The following is an 18,094-nucleotide window of genomic DNA, read 5'->3' on the forward strand; positions in this document are numbered from 1 at the left end:
AAAATATTCATGCGTTATATTCTCCTTATCGTTCTAACTTTTCTCTTATCGCTGTCCCTGAAGGCGCAGGCGCGTTTGTCAGATCAGGCTCATATCTCACTGATAACCTGTTCTCCGGGTGAGGAGTTGTATGCCTTGTTTGGTCACAGTGCTATAAGAGTGAACGACCCGGTAGCAGGTTTCGATTGGGTGTTTAATTACGGCACTTTCGACTTTGATACACCCAATTTCTATCTGAAGTTTGCCAATGGTAATCTCAACTATATGCTCAGTAGGGGAGACTATGCACGTTTTGTAACGATATATAACTACGAGAAGCGCAGTGTTTATGAGCAGCCGCTCATACTGTCTTCGCAGGAGAAGCAAGATCTGTTTGAGGCACTGATGATCAATCTGCAAGGGGAGAACCGTTTTTATCGCTACGATTTCTTGTTTGATAACTGCGCCACCCGTATCCGTGATATTATTACTGCCAATCTGGATGTTGCTCCGGTGTACGATGATGCAGCTTTTGATGAATACACTTTTCGTGAGATGCTGCACCAGTATGATGGCGATAAACCATGGATAGCCGATGGTCTGGATCTGATTTTGGGAATGAAAACCGATTACCCGGCTAATCAGCATGATCAGATGTTTTTACCCGATTATCTGATGAAGCATTTGGGGGGAGCGGTGCGTGCCGACTCCGGACTGCCATTGCTGGGCGAAACGCATACGGTATTGTCTTTTGATAAACCTCTTGAAGGCGTTTTTTTTACTCCCGCCCTGTTCTTCTGGCTCTTATTCATTGGGTCAATTATTTTGGCTTATTATGAGCTACGGTGCCAAAGACCTCTTGTTTGGCTTAATCGATTCTTCCTGCTGCTTAGCGGTCTGGTGGGCTGTCTCATCTTCTTTCTTTGGTTTTTGTCGCGTCATAGTGTTACTGGCGAGAATTTCAATATGCTATGGGCTATGCCATTTAATGTTTTTGTAGCTTTTCTGGCCAATTGGTTTTATCGTTCAAAGATCTTTGGTGTTTACCTTATTTTCCTCTTGGTGTGTGCTTCCCTGCCAATATTATTTTTTTGGGCTATACCGCAGTACTTACCCGCCATGGTTTACCCGCTGTGTCTGCTGCTGTTGAGTCGTTATGCAACTTGGTTTTATCTGAATAATAAAGCTTAGTGGTCTGAAACAGAACTATTTTGTGGCTTTTCTGTTTAGAGAGTATGAAACAGATGCTTGCAATGTTATTTCTGTTGGGTACATGGCTGCCAATGATGGGGCAGAAGGTAGCCGAGGTGTCGGCCGATGATCTTCTGGCGCGTGTTCAAGTGAATAATGATACTACCTATGTAATTAATTTTTGGGCTACCTGGTGTGGTCCCTGCGTTGATGAGCTACCTGTTTTTGAATCGGAAGAGTTGCATGCTGGAGATGTTGCGTTGAAAGTGTTACTGGTAAGCCTCGATTTTAAATCGCACAAAGAAACTAAATTATTACCCTTCCTTAGATCCAGATCAGTAGAGGCGGAGGTGGTGTTGCTCGATGAGCGTAATCCCAATGTATGGATAGACCGTATTGATGAGGCTTGGTCAGGTGCCATTCCGGCTACCCTTGTAATCAAAAACGGAGTCTCTGTATTTTATGAGGGGGAGTTGGATCTTCAGCATCTGCAAAGTCTAATAGCTACTATTAATCACCAAAAATCATCATTATGAAACAGGTTATTTTATTATTATTCGGCCTTATGGTCAGCCTTAACGCTTCGCAGGGGCAGGTGAAAGTGGGTGACAAAGCGCCCGGTTTTAGTTTGATGAATACCGATTATCAAATTGTTTCGCTCAGCGATTACAAGCAGCAGGATGGTGTGATTCTTATTTTCACCTGTAACCACTGCCCCTATGCTAAGTTTTACGAGGAACGTATAAATCAACTGCATAGAAAGTATGCACCACAAAGTTTTCCGGTGGTGAGTATTAACCCCAACGACTCGGTAAAATACGAGGTGGATGGTTTTTCCTACATGGTGAAGAAAGGATACGATTTTCCGTATTTACTGGATAATAAAGGTGTTTATAAGGCCTATGGTGCTACCAAAACACCCCATGTCTTTTTATTGAATAATACAGACGAAGGCTTTCGGGTGGCCTATATTGGAGCCATCGACGATAGTCCGCAGGATGCTGATGAAGTAGAGGAAAAGTACCTGGAAGCGGCCATCGAGGCGGTGCAGCAGGGAAAAAATGTTAATCCTTCGCTTACCAAGGCTATTGGCTGTAGTATAAAGCCCTTTGTGTTGTAAATCAGCTTTGTGTATCTGTGTGTTTTTTCATCCCAAAGTGTTTTTCTGGAATAATGGTTTTATTCCTGTCATGAAACCATTATTTTTGTGGCTTCGTATAAAATGATTGATGAAGTTTCTGTATAAAATTATAGTGGCAGTTGCCATAACAGGTTCCTTGTGGATTTCATCGGCTATGGTGAGTCCCGTATCGGATTCCTACGGTAGCGATTTTATGCCACCGGGCAGTGCTGCAAGCTCCTTCCATGTGCCGGCTTTTCTGTCGGATGATGAGGTGTTTGCCCCTTTGGAAAAGCAGGTGACGCGTTTTATGCGTCGTGAGTTGCTTGAGGGTGCATCAGTAGCTGTAGCCAAGGATGGCAAGCTGTTATATGCAAAGGGGTTTGGCTATGCCGATAAGGAGTTGTCGGTGGAGGCAGAGCCCCATCATTTGTTTCGGGTGGCTAGTATCTCCAAGCTAATTACGGCGGCCGGCATCATGCGTTTGCAGGAGCAGGGCATCTTATCTCTCGATACCAAAGTGTTTGGTGCCCAGGGGGTCTTAAATGATTCTCTATATCTTAATTATCGGGACAAGCGTGTTGAGGATATTACCGTGCGTCACCTCTTGGAGCACAGCGGGGGCTGGACAACCCGATGGGGTGATCAGATGTTTATGCCTACCGTGATCGCCCGCTCACTTAAAAAGCCATTGCCTGTTAGTAAATGCGATATCATTCGATTTGTATTGAATAAAAGGTTGCATTTTACCCCGGGTCAGGCCTCTTATTACTCCAACCTGGGGTATATGATACTGGGTGAGGTCATTGCCAAAGTATCGGGCATGGACTACGAACAGTACATTCAAACCAATATTTTATATCCATTGGGTATTTTTGATATGCGTATTGGCGGTAGTCATTTGTATGAGCGTGCTGAGCTGGAAGTAAAATATTACGAGCCAAGGCCTACTTTTTATGTAGCCGATTATCTGGGTGATACAACGCAGGTACTGCGCACGTACGGTGGTAATGATATGCACTCTTTAGGGGCTGCCGGTGGTTGGATTGCCTCATCAACGGATTTAATGAAGTTGATGCTTTCTATTGATGGCTTTGATAGCTATCCCGACTTATTGCAAGAGGAAAGCATTACAGCGATGGTGGACAAGGAAATTAACGATCATGGTCCGCTGGGTTGGCGACGCATACGGGCCAATACCTGGTTTCGTACCGGTACCTTGGCCGGTACCTCGGCTTTAATGGCACGTATGGACAACGGTATTGCCTATGTTGTGCTTTTTAACACGGGCAGTTGGAAGGGACCATCTTTGGCCAACGACATTGTTCGGGTAATGAACCGCGGCATCAATGCCATTGATGAGTGGCCCGATTATAACCTCTTTCAAATGGATCATACATGGGTATCGGCTCGCCGACGACCCCAGCTTATCTACTGATCACATCAAAGTATTCGTTTCCACCGGGGGGACATGGAAGGCTTCCTTATACATGGACAGTAGTAAGTTCCATTTTAATAAAAAAAATACGGAATGATTCTTTATAAGCATCATATATTAGTGAATCGTTCCTTAAAACTTATTGAACGCCTTTAACCTTCCAAAGAACATCCTGAATGTTCTCATGATCTCCTGCTGAACACTCCTTACCTTTCTTGAACAAATAGCCGTTTAGTCCTTGCTGTTTTTTTTTCAATTTTATACTGACTAAAAAAATGAAAAAGAACATGACTGTATTGTGCCCGGCTAATGGTCGTTGACCGATGCTTCGGTGCATTACCGATCGTGTTTTAGTAGCAATTAAACTGTATTCGAATGAAACAAATGACAGGACTGGTCATGGTTTGTCTTGTGGGGCTCTTAGCAGCCTGCAGTGCCCCTACGGCAATGCAACGCCCCTTGATTCCGCAACCCAATGCTATTGATTATGAGGGTTCGACTTTTATGCTTCGCGATAAAACACCCATTGTGGTGGAGTCGGCCGCGTTGGCCGCGGGAGTCGCCGTTTTTAATGAAGCGATTGAAAGGCATGTGGGCAGACCACTGGAAGTGAAGAAAGTAAGGGATGAAGAAGAACCGGCCATTGTAATTCGCCGCGACGAAGGAATGGATGATGAGGCTTATCGTCTTGGGGTTGAAGCAGCGCAGGTAACAATTGAAGCCGCCAGTGCTAAAGGGGTTTTTTATGCCCTGCAAACCTTGTTGCAGATGTGTCCGGCCGAAATTTTACAGCCCACCGATGCGCGGCATTTCTCCTATTCCATAAAAGGGGTTAGGGTATCTGATAAGCCCGCATTTAAATGGCGGGGTATGATGCTGGATGTATCACGTCACTTTTTTACGAAAGAGGAAGTGATGCAGCTCATCGATTATCTGGCTTATCACAAGATAAACGTATTTCACTGGCACCTTGTGGATGATCAGGGCTGGCGCATCGAGATCAAAAAATATCCTAAGCTTACTTCGGTGGGTGCCTGGCGTGTTGATCGTGAGCACTTGCCCTGGAATGCCCGTGCTGCCGTTAAAGAAGGAGAGAAGGCCACTTATGGTGGTTTCTACACCCAGGAAGACATTAAAGAAGTAGTGGCTTATGCACAAAAGCGCTTTATTACTGTAGTGCCTGAAATAGAGATGCCGGGACATACCACATCATCGTTGGCAGCTTATCCTGAGTATGCCTGTAATCCTGGCCCCTTTTATGTTGAGCCCGGTGGCTTGTGGCCCATTACCGATATATACTGTGCGGGTAAAGATGAGACTTTTCAATTTATTGAAGATGTATTGAGTGAGGTGATGGAACTTTTTCCATCGAAATATATTCACATTGGTGGCGATGAGGCCAATAAAGCTGAATGGGAGCGTTGTGCTAAATGTCAGGCGCGCATAAAAAAGGAGCAGCTGAAAGATGAACATGCTTTACAGAGTTATTTCATTCGTCGCGTAGAGAATTATCTGTCGGCCCATAACCGCGTTTTGATTGGCTGGGATGAGATACTCGAAGGCGGACTGGCTCCCAATGCTACTGTGATGAGCTGGCGGGGTTTTGAAGGCGGTATTGCAGCAGCGAATAGCGGCCATGATGTTGTTATGACACCCACTTCGCATTGCTATCTAGATTACTATCAGGGCCCTGTGGATTTAGAGCCTGTGGCCTTTAATGGCTATCTTCCACTTAAAAGGGTATATGAATTTAACCCCATTCCCGAGCAGATAAGCCCTGATAAGGTCAATCATATACTGGGCGGACAAGGTAATTTGTGGACCGAGCATGTAGCCGATGAGGAACACATGCAGTATATGGCTTTTCCGCGTATGGCAGCCCTCGCAGAGGCTTTATGGACGAAAGAGGAGGGACGTGACTGGCGCGATTTCAGTGGGCGAATGAGTGCTTTCACTGATAACTATGATAAAATGGGCTTGCATTATGCAACGAGTATGTACACCGTGCAGTGTGAGAGTGTGTTTGATGAGAAGGCCAAGACGGTGGCTGTGGCCCTTACAACAGAAATACCCGATTCGGATATACGCTATACTTTGGATGGCACTGCGCCGGATGAAGGGTCTATGATTTATACCGAACCTTTTAGTATTGATTCCTCGGTGAAAGTAGTGGCGGCCTCTTTTATTGGTGATCATAAGGTGAGCAAAGATGCACGGGTGAATTTAAACCTGCACAAGGCTACGGCTAAACCCCTGGAGTTTACTTTGGCACCTCACTCAAAGTATGCTGGTAAAAGTAAGCTGACGCTGGTGAATAGTCTGCGGGGTACGCGTAACTTCAGCGATGGTAAGTGGCTGGGCTTCGAAGGAAACGATATGGAGGTTGTGATTGATCTGGAAGAAGAGAAAGAAATACGGCGTGTTAGCGTGGGGTGTTTACATGAAACTGGTTCGTGGATTTTCCTTCCCAAAGAAATTCGTGTGCTCAGCTCGCTAGATGGTGTTCATTTTGAGAAGGTTGGTGCCACCATCAATAATATACCTTTGCAAAGCGAAGCACTTGTGATGGATTATCAAGTGGAAATGAAGCCCACCGTAGCGCGTTATGTAAAGGTGCAAGCTATTAATCAGGCTCTGGTACCTGAATGGCATAGTGCTGCCGGAGGAGCCTCCTGGCTATTTGTGGATGAGATTATTGTGGAGTAAGTTTTTGCTGTCCTGAAATAAATTAAAAAGAGGGTGTTGGAAATTAAATTTTCATACACCTTCTTTTTTTGTTGTATGGCTTAATCAGAACAGACTGCCTTGAATTGCTTGATCACCAACGTTAACAATTTCGTCCTCCTCGCGCAGGTACCACAGGTAACCGCTGATATCCGTATAGCCCATTTTCTTTAGTAAGTCCATGTAGCGCCGAACTTGCAGCGCGTATTTCTCCTGCTTGTGTTCGCCAAATTTATAATCAACTACCGTTACCTTGTCGCCATTAATTATCACACGGTCGGGGCGATAGGTGCCCGAAGCTACCATAATGGTTCCCTCATTGATAACTGTTACATCTTTGCTAAACCACTCACGCACTCTGTCCTGGTCAATCTTTGTCATCACAAAATCTTTGAGGGCTTCTCTTTCGGTGGTTTTCAGCTGTCCGTTGAGCACTAGTTTGGTGATAGCCGTATCCACATCATCAATCGTTACAATTAATTCAAACAGACGGTGCATTACCTTACCGTGGGTGATGTGTTTCAGGCTATCGGGGCTTGTCATTGCCGCACTCTCAGGGTGTATCTTAATGCGCGAACCGTAGGGGCTCGTCTTAAAAGACTCGCGGAGCGGTATGTCCTCGTTTATTTTACTTGGTTGGGGGGGGATATTGCCATATTCAAAGCACTGCTTCTCCATATCCCAGGCTTCCACCAGGTTTTTAATCAGGTCTTCATCCAGCCCTGATAACATGTTAAACTGATTGATAATTCGAAACAGAAGGTGCGAAACGTTTTTCAGTCCACCGGTTTTTGCCGGTTGTTCAGCCATAATCACCAGGCTTTCTTCGGCCCGTGTCAGTGCCACATACAATAGGTTCAGGTTATCCACAAACTGATGCAGGCGCTCATTCAGGTAATCATCAATAAATATGGAGTGCAGCAGGTTATCGCTGTAGTTGATAGGACTTAATTCCAGGGCGTCAAAAGGCGGCTGCTGAGCCTGGCTCCAGATAAGGCTGCCGCGCCCTTTGTCGTCAATGTTCCAGTTGCAGTAGGGTATTACCACGGCTTTAAATTCCAGCCCCTTTGATTTATGGATGGTCATCACATTGATGGCATTCTGTCCCTCGGGCACCGAAATGGCTGTTCCACTCCCTTTCTCATCCCACCATTCGATAAAGTCGTGGGCATTTACCGACACTTTAGTAATATAATCACGAACGCTGTCGAGCAGGCCTTGCAGGAAAACAAACTGATGTTGATACAGGTCATTGGGCAGGCGGCGTATAAGCGTCTCAGTCATCTCAAACAGGGGCTGTCCTTTAAGCGCAAGCAGTTGTTCCGACAGTTGGGTAAAAGCAGTATCATCGGCCTCATGTAAAATGGCAGTATCGCAGTAAGTAGCACTGTCGAAGGAATCACGCTGGTAGAAGTTGCTGTAAAGCTTAATAAATGCTTCAAACACTTCGTTGTCGGGTGCCTGTATGTATTTAAGTTGCTGCATCACCAGGTTAACAGCCGGAGAGCTGCTTAGCAGCAGTGTTTCGTTGGAGATAACAGGGTGCTTGCGTCCGGTAGGCGAATGAAGCCCCGAAAGCAGTGCCTCTGTTATTTCCTGCCCCTCGGTTTTGCGTCGCACCAGAATGCAGATATCTTCGTAGTTATAACCTTCATCAAGCAGGCGCTCCACCTGTATTACAGCTGCCTTGGTGGCGTTGGTTCTGAACTCGGTATTTTTCCCTTCCACAAAGTCAACATGTATAAAGCCACCCGAGCCCAAGGCTTTGGCTGACACCTGTTGAATAGTATCATCGTAGGCCGTGCTTATTTTCGTAAGTAGTTCGGCCGGAAGATCCTGTTCATCCACTGCTTCTTTCGATGAATTAATAAACTCGTGCTGTAACATGCGAGCGGCGCCGGAAAACACAATGTTGTTGAAGGTGATTACGTTTTCAGAGCTCCGCCAGTTGGTATCCAGCGTCTTGGCCTCAATGCCATGGTGAATAAAATCCTTATTAACCTGATCGCTTAGCAGTTTCCAGTCCGAGTTGCGCCAACGGTAAATCGATTGTTTCACATCGCCCACCAGCATGGCCATATTGCCGTTGCTCACGCTGTTTTGCAGCAAGGGCTTAAAGTTATTCCATTGCAGACGAGAAGTGTCCTGAAACTCATCAATCATATAATGCTGATAGCGTGTGCCTGTTTTCTCATAGATAAACGGGGTGTCGTTCTCATCAATAATCTGATGAAGCAGGCGATTGGCGTCGGCCAACAGAAACAGGTTTTCGTTGCGTGCCAGCTCATTTACCTTAAGGGCAATGTCGGTAATGATGCCCAGGGCATTCAGGTTGGACAGAATGGCTTTGGCACTGAAATAGTTGGTTTTTTCGTGGGTGAATAAGCGCTTCAGCTCCAGCAACGCTTCGTTCAGTCCATTATTAAAGCAATCGATAATGAGGCTGTTGTCCGACTCAGTATTTTTTTTGTGAAAGCAATCTTCCGGGTGATTGGCCAAGGGAGCCAGCTTGGCAATTTCCAGGTAGTCGGCGGCCTTGGTGGCATTCACCAGTTTTTCAAATTTTTTCAGGGGCGATCGTGATTTACCCTGCAGAATGTCCCAGCTGATGGCGTGTGACTTGAGTGCGTCAATACCTTTTTGAGCAGCCTTCTCTACGCTTTCTTCAAAGGCATTGCTTATAGCTCGCAGTGTCTGCCGATAACTGTTCAGTAGTTTTTTATCACGCAGCTTTTGCAGCGCTTCGGGCGACAAACTCTGGAACTCTTCTTTAAATACCTCGCGTCCCAGGGTGTTCAGCTCCTGGGCAATATTCCAGTCTTTGCCTTCCTCAATTTTAGATAGGGTGTGCTTAATAAGCCACTCTTTGAGCTCCTCATTGCCCTTCATTTCCAGCTCGCGCAACAGGTTATCGACAGCCTGCGCCAGTATACGATCGGCATCCAGCTCTACCTTAAAGTTTGCAGGTAGGTTGGCTTCGTAGGCAAAGGAGCGTATTACCTTTTGAAAGAAGCTGTCGATGGTGTTGATCGAAAATTTGGAGAAGTCATTAAGTATATTGATCAGCAGGCTTTTGGCCACTTTACGGATGTAGGCTTCCGGTTTTTGGTGCAGCTTCATTAAATCCTCCAGATAGTCAGGCTTGGGAGCCGTGGCCAGTGCATAGAGATTCTCCAGTATGCGGTTTTTCATCTCTCCCGTAGCCTTGTTGGTAAAGGTAACGGCCAGGATGCTTCTGTAGCTTAAGGGGTCGCTGAATAAGAGCTTGATAAACTCACCCGAAAGGGTATAGGTTTTACCCGAGCCGGCTGATGCCCGGTATATTTTTAATTCTGACATGCGCGTTGGTATTTGCTATCAAAAATACGTTTTTTGTTGGGATTGTGAAGCCTGCCGTTGTGGGATTCTATTGCTTTTCATCACTTTGGTCATCCTATTTTCTATGGGTGAAGGCAGTAAAATGTGCTAAATAGTATTAAATTGATCAAGGTTTTTTATTGATCTAATCCTTTTATTATGGTGTTACACCAAAAACATGGCCTACTGGCGCTTTTGCTTTTACTAAGTGTGGCAATGCATGCACAAAACGACAGCTTACGTAATAATGATGATAGCCTCTTACTGTTGAACTATCAGCAGCAACTGCGTGACCTTGATGGGCAACGACGCGCCGACTCGCTCAACAAAGCCATACTGGAGGCACAGCTTCTGAAGTTGAAAACCACCGATAATATTCAGAAGGAGGATTTGCTTCGTCAGCTGCAGGCTATTTCTGAAAAAGAAAAAAAGCGGTTAGCCGATAAGAAGGAGCATATTAACACCTTACGAACCACCGCCAGAGGGTATCCTGTTCTGGGCCCTGCTAACGATACACTGCTCATGGTGTATTCGAAGATGGGAGCCCTTACCCCCGGAGAGCGTGCGTCCACCATTCGACAGAAAATTATGCAATTGTATGAGGATGATTATTTGATTGCCGACTCCATAAAGCTGCTGAAGACAGATCACAGCTACGATATCGTCTATAAGGATATAATAATCATGAGTCTCTCTGAGACCGATGCCCTGTGGCATGATCAAGGTATACTCGAGTTGGCTACGGCCAAGCGCGATATTATCAAGAACGCGATAATAAAAGCCCGTGAAGACAACAGTCTCCTGAAGCTGCTGGCTCGTATCGGATGGGTGGCGCTGGTGCTGGTGATTGCCTGGGTGATTATCTGGCTCATTGGAAAAGGATACCACAAGCTAATGTCTTATCTTGAGAATAAAAAGGAGGACTGGCTTCACGATCTTTCTTACAAAGATTATACATTTCTGACGGCCGAGCAGGAGATGACCGGTATTCTTTTTGTGGCGCGTATTACACGATGGCTCGTTTACATTCTCTTACTGTATATTACCTTGCCCGTAATATTCAGCATCTTTCCTTTTTCGCGTGATTGGGCCAATGCTTTGTTTCAGCTGATATGGTCGCCTTTTAAAAGTGTGCTGGTAGCCGTATGGAACTACCTGCCCAATCTCTTTAGTATTTTGGTTATCGGTTTTATCATGCGCAACGTGATTCGTTTTGTACGTTATATATTCCGTGAGATACAAACCGAAAAATTGAAAATATCCGGTTTCCATGCCGACTGGGCCATGCCTACCTACAGCATCATTAAGATATTACTGTATGCTTTTACCTTTGTGATCATATTTCAGTTTCTGCCGGGTTCCGACTCCAATATATTCAAAGGTGTTTCGGTGTTTATCGGTATTCTCTTTTCACTGGGTTCATCATCAGCCATTGCCAATATGGTGGCCGGCCTGGTTATCACCTATATGCGTCCGTTTAAAATAGGCGATCGTATTAAGATAGCAGATATTTCCGGTGATGTAATTGAAAAAACCTTGTTAGTAACACGCGTGAGAACCATCAAGAATGAGGTGATCACTATACCCAATTCATCGGTTCTTACCGGTACAACCACCAATTATACTGTGGAGGCGCAGGATCGGGGACTTATCCTGCATACCACGGTAACCATTGGTTATGATGTGTCCTGGAAAAAAGTGCAGGCTGCTTTGGTGGAAGCCGCAGGTCGTACAACGGGCTTTTTGAGCACCCCGCCTCCCTTTGTGTTGCAAACCAGCCTCGATGATTTTTATGTGGCTTATCAAATTAATGCCTACACACGTCAGGCCAGTAAACAGGCACTTCTTTATTCGGCTCTGCATCAGAATATACAGGATGTATTTAACGAACAGGGCATAGAAATATTATCGCCTCATTACCGTGCTGCCCGCGATGGTAATCATATTACCCTGCCACCTGACTATCTGCCACCCGATTATAAGGCACCGGGCTTTGGGCTTAGTATTGATAAAAACACCTGAATATCACGCACCTAGATTGACATTGTTTTAAATGATTAGTAAATTGATGCAACTTTAAATGAGACTAATTCTCATTTGAGGAATATTCATTTTAATACTAATGCAGATTAAATTTACAATGTCATGGAAAAACAATCAAATCAGCCGGGCAGATGTCCCGTTACAGGCGCTATGGGTAAGCACAGCCACGGAGGAAGTGGAACACGAAACAGAGATTGGTGGCCCGGACAACTCAAATTAAATATTCTTCGCCAGCACGGTGTGGCATCTAATCCTATGGATGAAGGATTTGATTATGCAGCGGCTTTTGAAGCTTTGGATTATCAAGCATTGAAAGAGGATTTGCGAGCCCTTATGACAGATTCAAAACCCTGGTGGCCGGCCGATTTCGGACATTATGGTCCTTTGTTTATCCGCATGGCGTGGCACAGTGCCGGTACTTACCGTGTTGGTGACGGAAGAGGGGGAGGTGGTGCTGGTCAGCAGCGTTTCGCTCCGCTAAATAGCTGGCCTGATAATGCCAATCTGGACAAAGCACGTCGCTTGTTGTGGCCTATCAAAAAAAAATACGGAAAAAGTATTTCGTGGGCTGATTTGATGATTCTGGCCGGTAATGTGGCGCTTGAGTCTATGGGGTTTAAAACTTTTGGTTTTGCCGGTGGGCGAGAGGATGTGTGGGAGCCTGAAGAAGATGTGAATTGGGGTGTGGAAACCACGTGGCTCGATAGTAAGGAGCGTTATGGTAATGATAAGAAGGAGCTAGATAATCCTTTGGCAGCCGTGCAGATGGGGCTCATATATGTGAATCCTGAAGGTCCTGATGGAAAGCCCGATCCACTGGCAGCAGCCAAAGATATACGGGAAACATTTGCACGTATGGCCATGAATGATGAGGAAACCGTAGCCTTGATCGCTGGTGGTCATACCTTTGGTAAGTGCCATGGGGCTGCTGATGCAGCACACGTGGGTCCTGAGCCCGAGGCAGCACCGCTGGAGGAGCAGGGGCTGGGTTGGAAGAATACTTATGGCAGTGGCAAGGGTAAGGATACCATAACCAGTGGTATTGAGCTGATTTGGACACAGACACCTGTTAAGTGGAGCTATTATTTCTTCGATAACCTGTTTAGCTATGAGTGGGAACTGGTTAAAAGTCCGGCAGGTGCCTACATGTGGCAGGCTAAAGATAGCGATGAATTGATGCCCGACGCCCATGAGAAGGGGAAGAAGCATCATCCACGCATGTTGACGACTGATTTGTCATTACGTTTCGATCCTGAATATGAAAAAATAGCCCGCCACTTTTACGAAAATCCCCTTGATTTTGCCGATGCCTTTGGCCGTGCATGGTTTAAGCTGACGCATCGCGATATGGGACCGAAGAGCCGTTACCTGGGACCCGAGGTGCCCACAGAAGAGTTGATTTGGCAAGATCCATTGCCTCCATTATCGCATTCGCTTATTGATGAGCAGGATATAGCCGATCTGAAGAAAGAGATTATGAGCACTCAATTGAGCGTTTCTGAATTATTAACAACCGCCTGGGCATCAGCTTCTACCTTTAGGGGTTCTGACAAGCGGGGAGGTGCCAACGGTGCTCGTATTCGTCTGGCTCCCCAGAAAGATTGGGAGGTGAATAATCCCCAGCAGTTACATAAGGTCCTGAATGTTCTGGAGAAAGTGCAGCAGAATTTTAATGAAAAAGCAGTGGGAGGTAAGCAGGTGTCCATGGCTGATTTGATTGTGCTGTCCGGATGTGCTGCCGTTGAACAGGCAGCTAAAGCTGCCGGCTATGAGGTGAGCGTGCCTTTTACACCCGGCCGAACTGATGCCACGCAGGAACAGACTGATGCAGCATCCTTTGAGGTGATGGAGCCTGTGGCCGATGGCTTTCGTAACTACCAAAAGAAGCAATACGCAATTTCTACTGAGGATTTTCTGGTGGACAAGGCGCAGTTGCTGACGTTGACCGCACCCGAGATGACGGTTTTATTAGGGGGCATGCGTGTTTTAAACGCCAATTTCGATGGTAACCAACAGGGTGTCTTTACAGAGCGTCCCGGCGTGCTAAGTAATGATTTCTTTGTTAATCTGCTGAGTATGGATACGGCCTGGATGCCTGCCGATAAAACAGCATACTGCTTTGATGGACGTGATCGTGAGAGTGGAAAGGTGAAGTGGACAGCGACAAGAGCGGATTTGGTCTTTGGCTCCAATGCCGAGTTGCGTGCCCTTGCAGAAGTGTACGCCTGTGATGATGCTGCTGAGAAATTTGTGCATGATTTTATCAGCGCATGGGATAAGGTGATGAATCTTGATCGATTTGAGCTGCAATAATGTGCCAATGAACGAATCTGTTGAAGCAATTAGTAAAAAACTAGCCGATAAAGGTCTAAAGGTAACACCGCAGCGCATTGCCATATTAGCAGCCATCTATCAGCTGGGAGGGCATCCTACGGCGGATAATATTATTGAGAATATCCGCCGTAATCACCCTCATATTGCCTCCGGAACAGTTTATAAAATCCTGGATATATTGGTGGATAATAAGTTGGTGAAACGGGTGCATACCGAGCGTGATGTGATGCGCTATGATGGTATTATGGAGCGGCATCACCACCTGTATTGCGGCGAGTGCGATCTGATAGAAGACTATGTGGACGAAACATTGGATCAGTTGCTCGAGGATTATTTCAAAAGCAAACAGGTGAAAGGATTTCGTATGCGCGAGTTTGTATTGCAAATTACCGGCACCTTTGATAAGTGCTAGCAGACTACAGGAAAATGAAATGTGCGCCTACGCACAAACAGCTAATATTATTAACTAATCTTTTTAACGTTAAATTATTATGGAAGAAAATCATGAACAAGTAGTGAGCATGCCACGCATTGGCGATAAGGCACCTGCATTTAAGGCTGTTACCACCCAGGGCGAAATCAATTTCCCGACCGACTACCTGGGGCATTGGGTGATTTTGTTCAGCCACCCGGCTGATTTCACACCGGTGTGTACTTCTGAGTTTATGACCTTTGCCACCATGGAGGATAAGTTTGCCGAAGCCAACTGTAAGCTGGTGGGACTCTCCGTGGATGGCTTGTATAGCCATATTGCCTGGCTGCGCACCATTAAGGAAAAAATAGAGTACCGTGGTATGAAAGATGTGGAAGTAACCTTTCCGCTGATTGAGGATATAAGCATGAATGTGGCTAAAAAATATGGTATGATACAACCCAATGAGGATACGACAAAGGCAGTTAGGGCTGTATTCTTTATTGATCCACAGGGTGTTATTCGCACAATTATTTACTATCCTTTAAGCCTTGGACGTAACTTCGAGGAAATATACCGTGCTTTAATTGCACTGAAAACTTCTGATGCCTTTAATGTGGCCACCCCGGCCGATTGGCAGCCCGGTGATGATGTAATAATTTCACCGGCAGGATCGTGCGGTACCGCTAAAGATCGTATGGAGGGAAAGGATGAGGATGTGGACGATTGTAAGGACTGGTTTTTCTGTACGCGCAAATTGGATAAGGATGAGGTGCTGAAGAAAGTGTTGAAGTAAAGATTGTTTATCCACACTTATCGGATGACTGAATGTATAGTTTGCCATATAGTCATCCGATAAGTCTTATTTTTGTGAGATGTTAACTTTTTAAAGACTGGTTAAGGTGTACCATCTTTATCGCTGTAACAGCTCCTTCATCACCTTTGTTGCCATGTTTGCCACCGGCTCGGTCAAGTGCCTGTTGTTGATCCAGGGTTGTAAGCAGGCCAAAGATAAACGGAATGGGGTACTGCACATTCAGTAGCGTCATACCTTGTGTTACGCCATGGCATACGAAATCGAAATGTGGAGTGTCGCCTTTAATGACACAGCCTAGGCAGATAACCGCATCCACATCGGTCATTTCAGCCAGGTATTTGGCACCGGCGGTTAACTCAAAGCTGCCCGGTACATACTTTTTTACAATGTTTTCCTCCAGAGCGCCATGCTTCAGCAGTGTATTGTAAGCGCCTTCGTAAAGGGCTTCGGTAATTTCAGTGTTCCATTCCGAAACTACAATACCGAATTTCATATCAGTGGCCGATGGTACATCAGCTATATTGTAATCCGAAAGATTTTTAAGACTTGTTGCCATTGTATTTCTTCTTTTTCTACAAAAATAAAAGAGGTTGCCTACATAGACAACCTCTTTCAAATATTTTAGTTCAAATTACTTCTCTTGTAGTTCGGCGCGTGTCAAATATTTATCAACCTGACGAGCTTCGGCCGATGTGCTGTACTGCTCTTTAATGGTGTTGTAGGCATCAACAGCAGCCTTGTAATCACCTTTTGCTTCATACATAACACCCAATTTCATCAGGTAGGTAGGAGCGGTCAGTCCGTTGTCGAACGATGCTGCCTCTTTATACTGAGCAATGGCTTTGTCATTTTGTCCCAGCTCGGCATAGGCATCGCCCAAAGCACCTGCTGCGGTAGCTGCTACCATTTCCTCGCTGCTCGAAAAATCTTTCAGGTAACGAACGGCTGCTTCGTAATCACCCAAATGAAGGTAAGAAACACCGGCATAGTAGGCTGCCAGGTTACCGGCTGTGGTTGAGCCATAGTCCTCAACAACTTCTAGGAAACCGGCATTCTGACCATCGCCATTGAGTGCCAGGTTAAACGAGTCTTTCTCGAAGTATTGCTGGGCAAAGAAGATGGTTTTCTGGGCTTCTTGCTCTAAGGGCATGAAATAGAATTTCTTAACACCCCAGTATCCGGCTACGATGATGATGATGGCCAGCGCAAATATGCTTAATTTGTTCTGATTTTCTTCAATAAAGTGCTCCGTCTTACTCAATGCGGTCTCCACATTTTCGAAGCTATCGTCTTGATGCGTATGTTTCTCTTTTGACATTTTAAGTAAATTTTTATTCGAATGCCAAAAGTAATCCTTTTGCCCTAAAAACAAAAGATGGATTATTACTTTTTGATACATTCTGATGCTTTGTGGCTTTTTTGTGCTCAGGATGGCTATTTTTGAGTGGAAAATAATGTGACACCGTTTGGTACAATCGTCCCATCTTCGTTACTTTTGCACAAAATCGATACACATGCACATCCGGCACCTTAATCTTATTAATTTTAAAAACATAATGCAGGCCGAAATTGCCTTTTCGCCAGGTATTAACTGCCTTGTGGGACATAATGGCGCCGGTAAAACCAATGTGCTGGATGCCCTTTATTATCTGTCGTTTTGTAAAAGCTACTTTAACGCCAGCGATAGTTTAAATATCACCCACGATCAGGAGTTTTTTGTAGTGCAGGGACAGTATGAACGGCAACAGGAGGATGAGCATATCTATTGTGGTTTGAAAAAAGCACAAAAAAAGCATTTTAAGCGTAATAAAAAAGAGTATGCTAAACTGGCGGAACATATTGGTTTACTTCCACTGGTAATGATTTCGCCGGCCGATGAGCAACTTATAAACGAGGGTAGCGAGCAGCGGCGTAAGTATATGGATGGCGTGATAGCACAGTATGACAAGCCCTTTTTGGAAGATTTATTGCGTTATAACCGCTCTTTGTTGCAGCGCAATGCTACACTTAAGCAGCTTAAGGAAAGCCGATCTCGTGATTTTTCCATGCTTGAATTATGGGATGAGCAGTTGGAGCAGCTGGCCAACCGCATTTATGCCAAGCGAGTGGCTTTTATAAAAGAGCTGGTGCCGGTATTTCAAAAATACTATGCTTATATTTCTGATGGTAAAGAGGCGATTGCGCTAAATTATATTTCGCACCTGCACGAAGGTGACTTGAAGGAGCAGCTGCGCGAGGCCCGTACTAAAGATACCTTAGTGGGATATACTACCCGTGGCACCCATAAGGACGATCTTGAGCTCTTGCTCAAGGGGCATCCCATCAAAAAGATTGCCTCGCAGGGACAGAAAAAAACCTTTTTAATTGCCCTGAAGCTGGCACAATATGAGTTTATTAAGCAGCACAACGGTATTAAACCCATTTTGTTGCTCGATGATATTTTTGACAAGCTGGATGATGAGCGTAGCAAGAGATTGCTGCAATTGGTGGCCGAGGATGTTTTCAACCAGATTTTTATTACCGATACTAATAAACCCTATCTGCTCGACATTGTGAAGCAGACGGGCAAGGAGTATAAAATGTTTGATGTAGCCGACGGACAGATTACTGAAGAAGAGGTTGTTTGATAAATTTGTGTATTTTCTGTCAGGAGATAAATGAAATGTCTTGATAACCTTT

13 protein-coding genes are annotated in these 18,094 nt (G+C 45.3%); 10 read left to right on the forward strand and 3 right to left on the reverse strand.

Annotated elements, in window-relative coordinates:
- Window positions 1-9 precede the first annotated feature (9 nt).
- From ACRD7A_RS13885 to ACRD7A_RS13905, 5 genes are all read left to right on the forward strand, one after another.
- Window positions 10-1,170 carry a lipoprotein N-acyltransferase Lnb domain-containing protein gene (locus tag ACRD7A_RS13885; RefSeq protein WP_430811798.1) on the forward strand — a complete coding sequence of 387 codons (1,161 nt, stop codon included), beginning with the start codon at window positions 10-12 and terminating at the stop codon, window positions 1,168-1,170.
- Window positions 1,171-1,214: 44 nt separating this feature from the next.
- Complete coding sequence (locus ACRD7A_RS13890; protein ID WP_430817951.1) at window positions 1,215-1,706, forward strand: TlpA disulfide reductase family protein; 492 nt, start codon at window positions 1,215-1,217, stop codon at window positions 1,704-1,706.
- Window positions 1,703-2,290 (forward strand): thioredoxin family protein, encoded by a 588-nt coding sequence (locus ACRD7A_RS13895; RefSeq protein WP_430811796.1) that lies wholly within the window; start codon window positions 1,703-1,705, stop codon window positions 2,288-2,290. The genes ACRD7A_RS13890 and ACRD7A_RS13895 overlap by 4 nt, the downstream gene beginning before the upstream one ends.
- Before the next feature lie 109 nt (window positions 2,291-2,399).
- Window positions 2,400-3,728, forward strand: a complete 1,329-nt coding sequence (locus tag ACRD7A_RS13900) for a serine hydrolase domain-containing protein (protein WP_430811795.1) — start codon at window positions 2,400-2,402, stop codon at window positions 3,726-3,728.
- A gap of 375 nt (window positions 3,729-4,103) precedes the next feature.
- The gene (locus tag ACRD7A_RS13905) at window positions 4,104-6,434 is read left to right on the forward strand and encodes a glycoside hydrolase family 20 protein (RefSeq protein WP_430811794.1); all 2,331 of its coding nucleotides are present in this window, start codon (window positions 4,104-4,106) and stop codon (window positions 6,432-6,434) included.
- An 84-nt stretch (window positions 6,435-6,518) separates the two neighbouring features.
- On the opposite strand, the gene ACRD7A_RS13910 is transcribed toward ACRD7A_RS13905, so the two are convergent.
- Window positions 6,519-9,791, reverse strand: coding sequence for a UvrD-helicase domain-containing protein (locus tag ACRD7A_RS13910; protein ID WP_430811793.1), 3,273 nt, complete (start codon window positions 9,789-9,791; stop codon window positions 6,519-6,521).
- A 177-nt stretch (window positions 9,792-9,968) separates the two neighbouring features.
- Between ACRD7A_RS13910 and ACRD7A_RS13915 the strand changes: the two genes are divergently transcribed.
- From ACRD7A_RS13915 to ACRD7A_RS13930, 4 genes are all read left to right on the forward strand, one after another.
- A complete protein-coding gene (locus ACRD7A_RS13915) occupies window positions 9,969-11,831 on the forward strand; it encodes a mechanosensitive ion channel family protein (protein WP_430811792.1) in 1,863 nt (620 codons plus the stop codon).
- Window positions 11,832-11,954: 123 nt separating this feature from the next.
- Window positions 11,955-14,165, forward strand: coding sequence for a catalase/peroxidase HPI (gene katG, locus ACRD7A_RS13920; RefSeq protein WP_430811791.1), 2,211 nt, complete (start codon window positions 11,955-11,957; stop codon window positions 14,163-14,165).
- A gap of 7 nt (window positions 14,166-14,172) precedes the next feature.
- Window positions 14,173-14,598: a Fur family transcriptional regulator gene (locus ACRD7A_RS13925; protein ID WP_430811790.1), complete on the forward strand. Its 426-nt coding sequence runs from the start codon at window positions 14,173-14,175 to the stop codon at window positions 14,596-14,598.
- 79 nt (window positions 14,599-14,677) lie between these two features.
- Window positions 14,678-15,394 (forward strand): peroxiredoxin, encoded by a 717-nt coding sequence (locus tag ACRD7A_RS13930; RefSeq protein WP_430811789.1) that lies wholly within the window; start codon window positions 14,678-14,680, stop codon window positions 15,392-15,394.
- An 82-nt stretch (window positions 15,395-15,476) separates the two neighbouring features.
- Here ACRD7A_RS13930 and ribH read toward each other — a convergent pair whose 3' ends face one another.
- A complete protein-coding gene (ribH, locus tag ACRD7A_RS13935; protein WP_430811788.1) occupies window positions 15,477-15,971 on the reverse strand; it encodes a 6,7-dimethyl-8-ribityllumazine synthase in 495 nt (164 codons plus the stop codon).
- A gap of 75 nt (window positions 15,972-16,046) precedes the next feature.
- Window positions 16,047-16,733 carry a tetratricopeptide repeat protein gene (locus tag ACRD7A_RS13940; protein ID WP_430811787.1) on the reverse strand — a complete coding sequence of 229 codons (687 nt, stop codon included), beginning with the start codon at window positions 16,731-16,733 and terminating at the stop codon, window positions 16,047-16,049.
- A 196-nt stretch (window positions 16,734-16,929) separates the two neighbouring features.
- On the opposite strand from ACRD7A_RS13940, the gene recF reads away from it, so the two are divergent.
- On the forward strand, window positions 16,930-18,042 hold the full coding sequence (gene recF / locus ACRD7A_RS13945; protein ID WP_430811786.1) for a DNA replication/repair protein RecF: 1,113 nt from the start codon (window positions 16,930-16,932) through the stop codon (window positions 18,040-18,042).
- The last annotated feature ends 52 nt before the right edge of the window (window positions 18,043-18,094 follow it).

Source organism: Carboxylicivirga longa, from assembly GCF_050589825.1.
GTDB lineage: Bacteria > Bacteroidota > Bacteroidia > Bacteroidales > Marinilabiliaceae > Carboxylicivirga > Carboxylicivirga longa.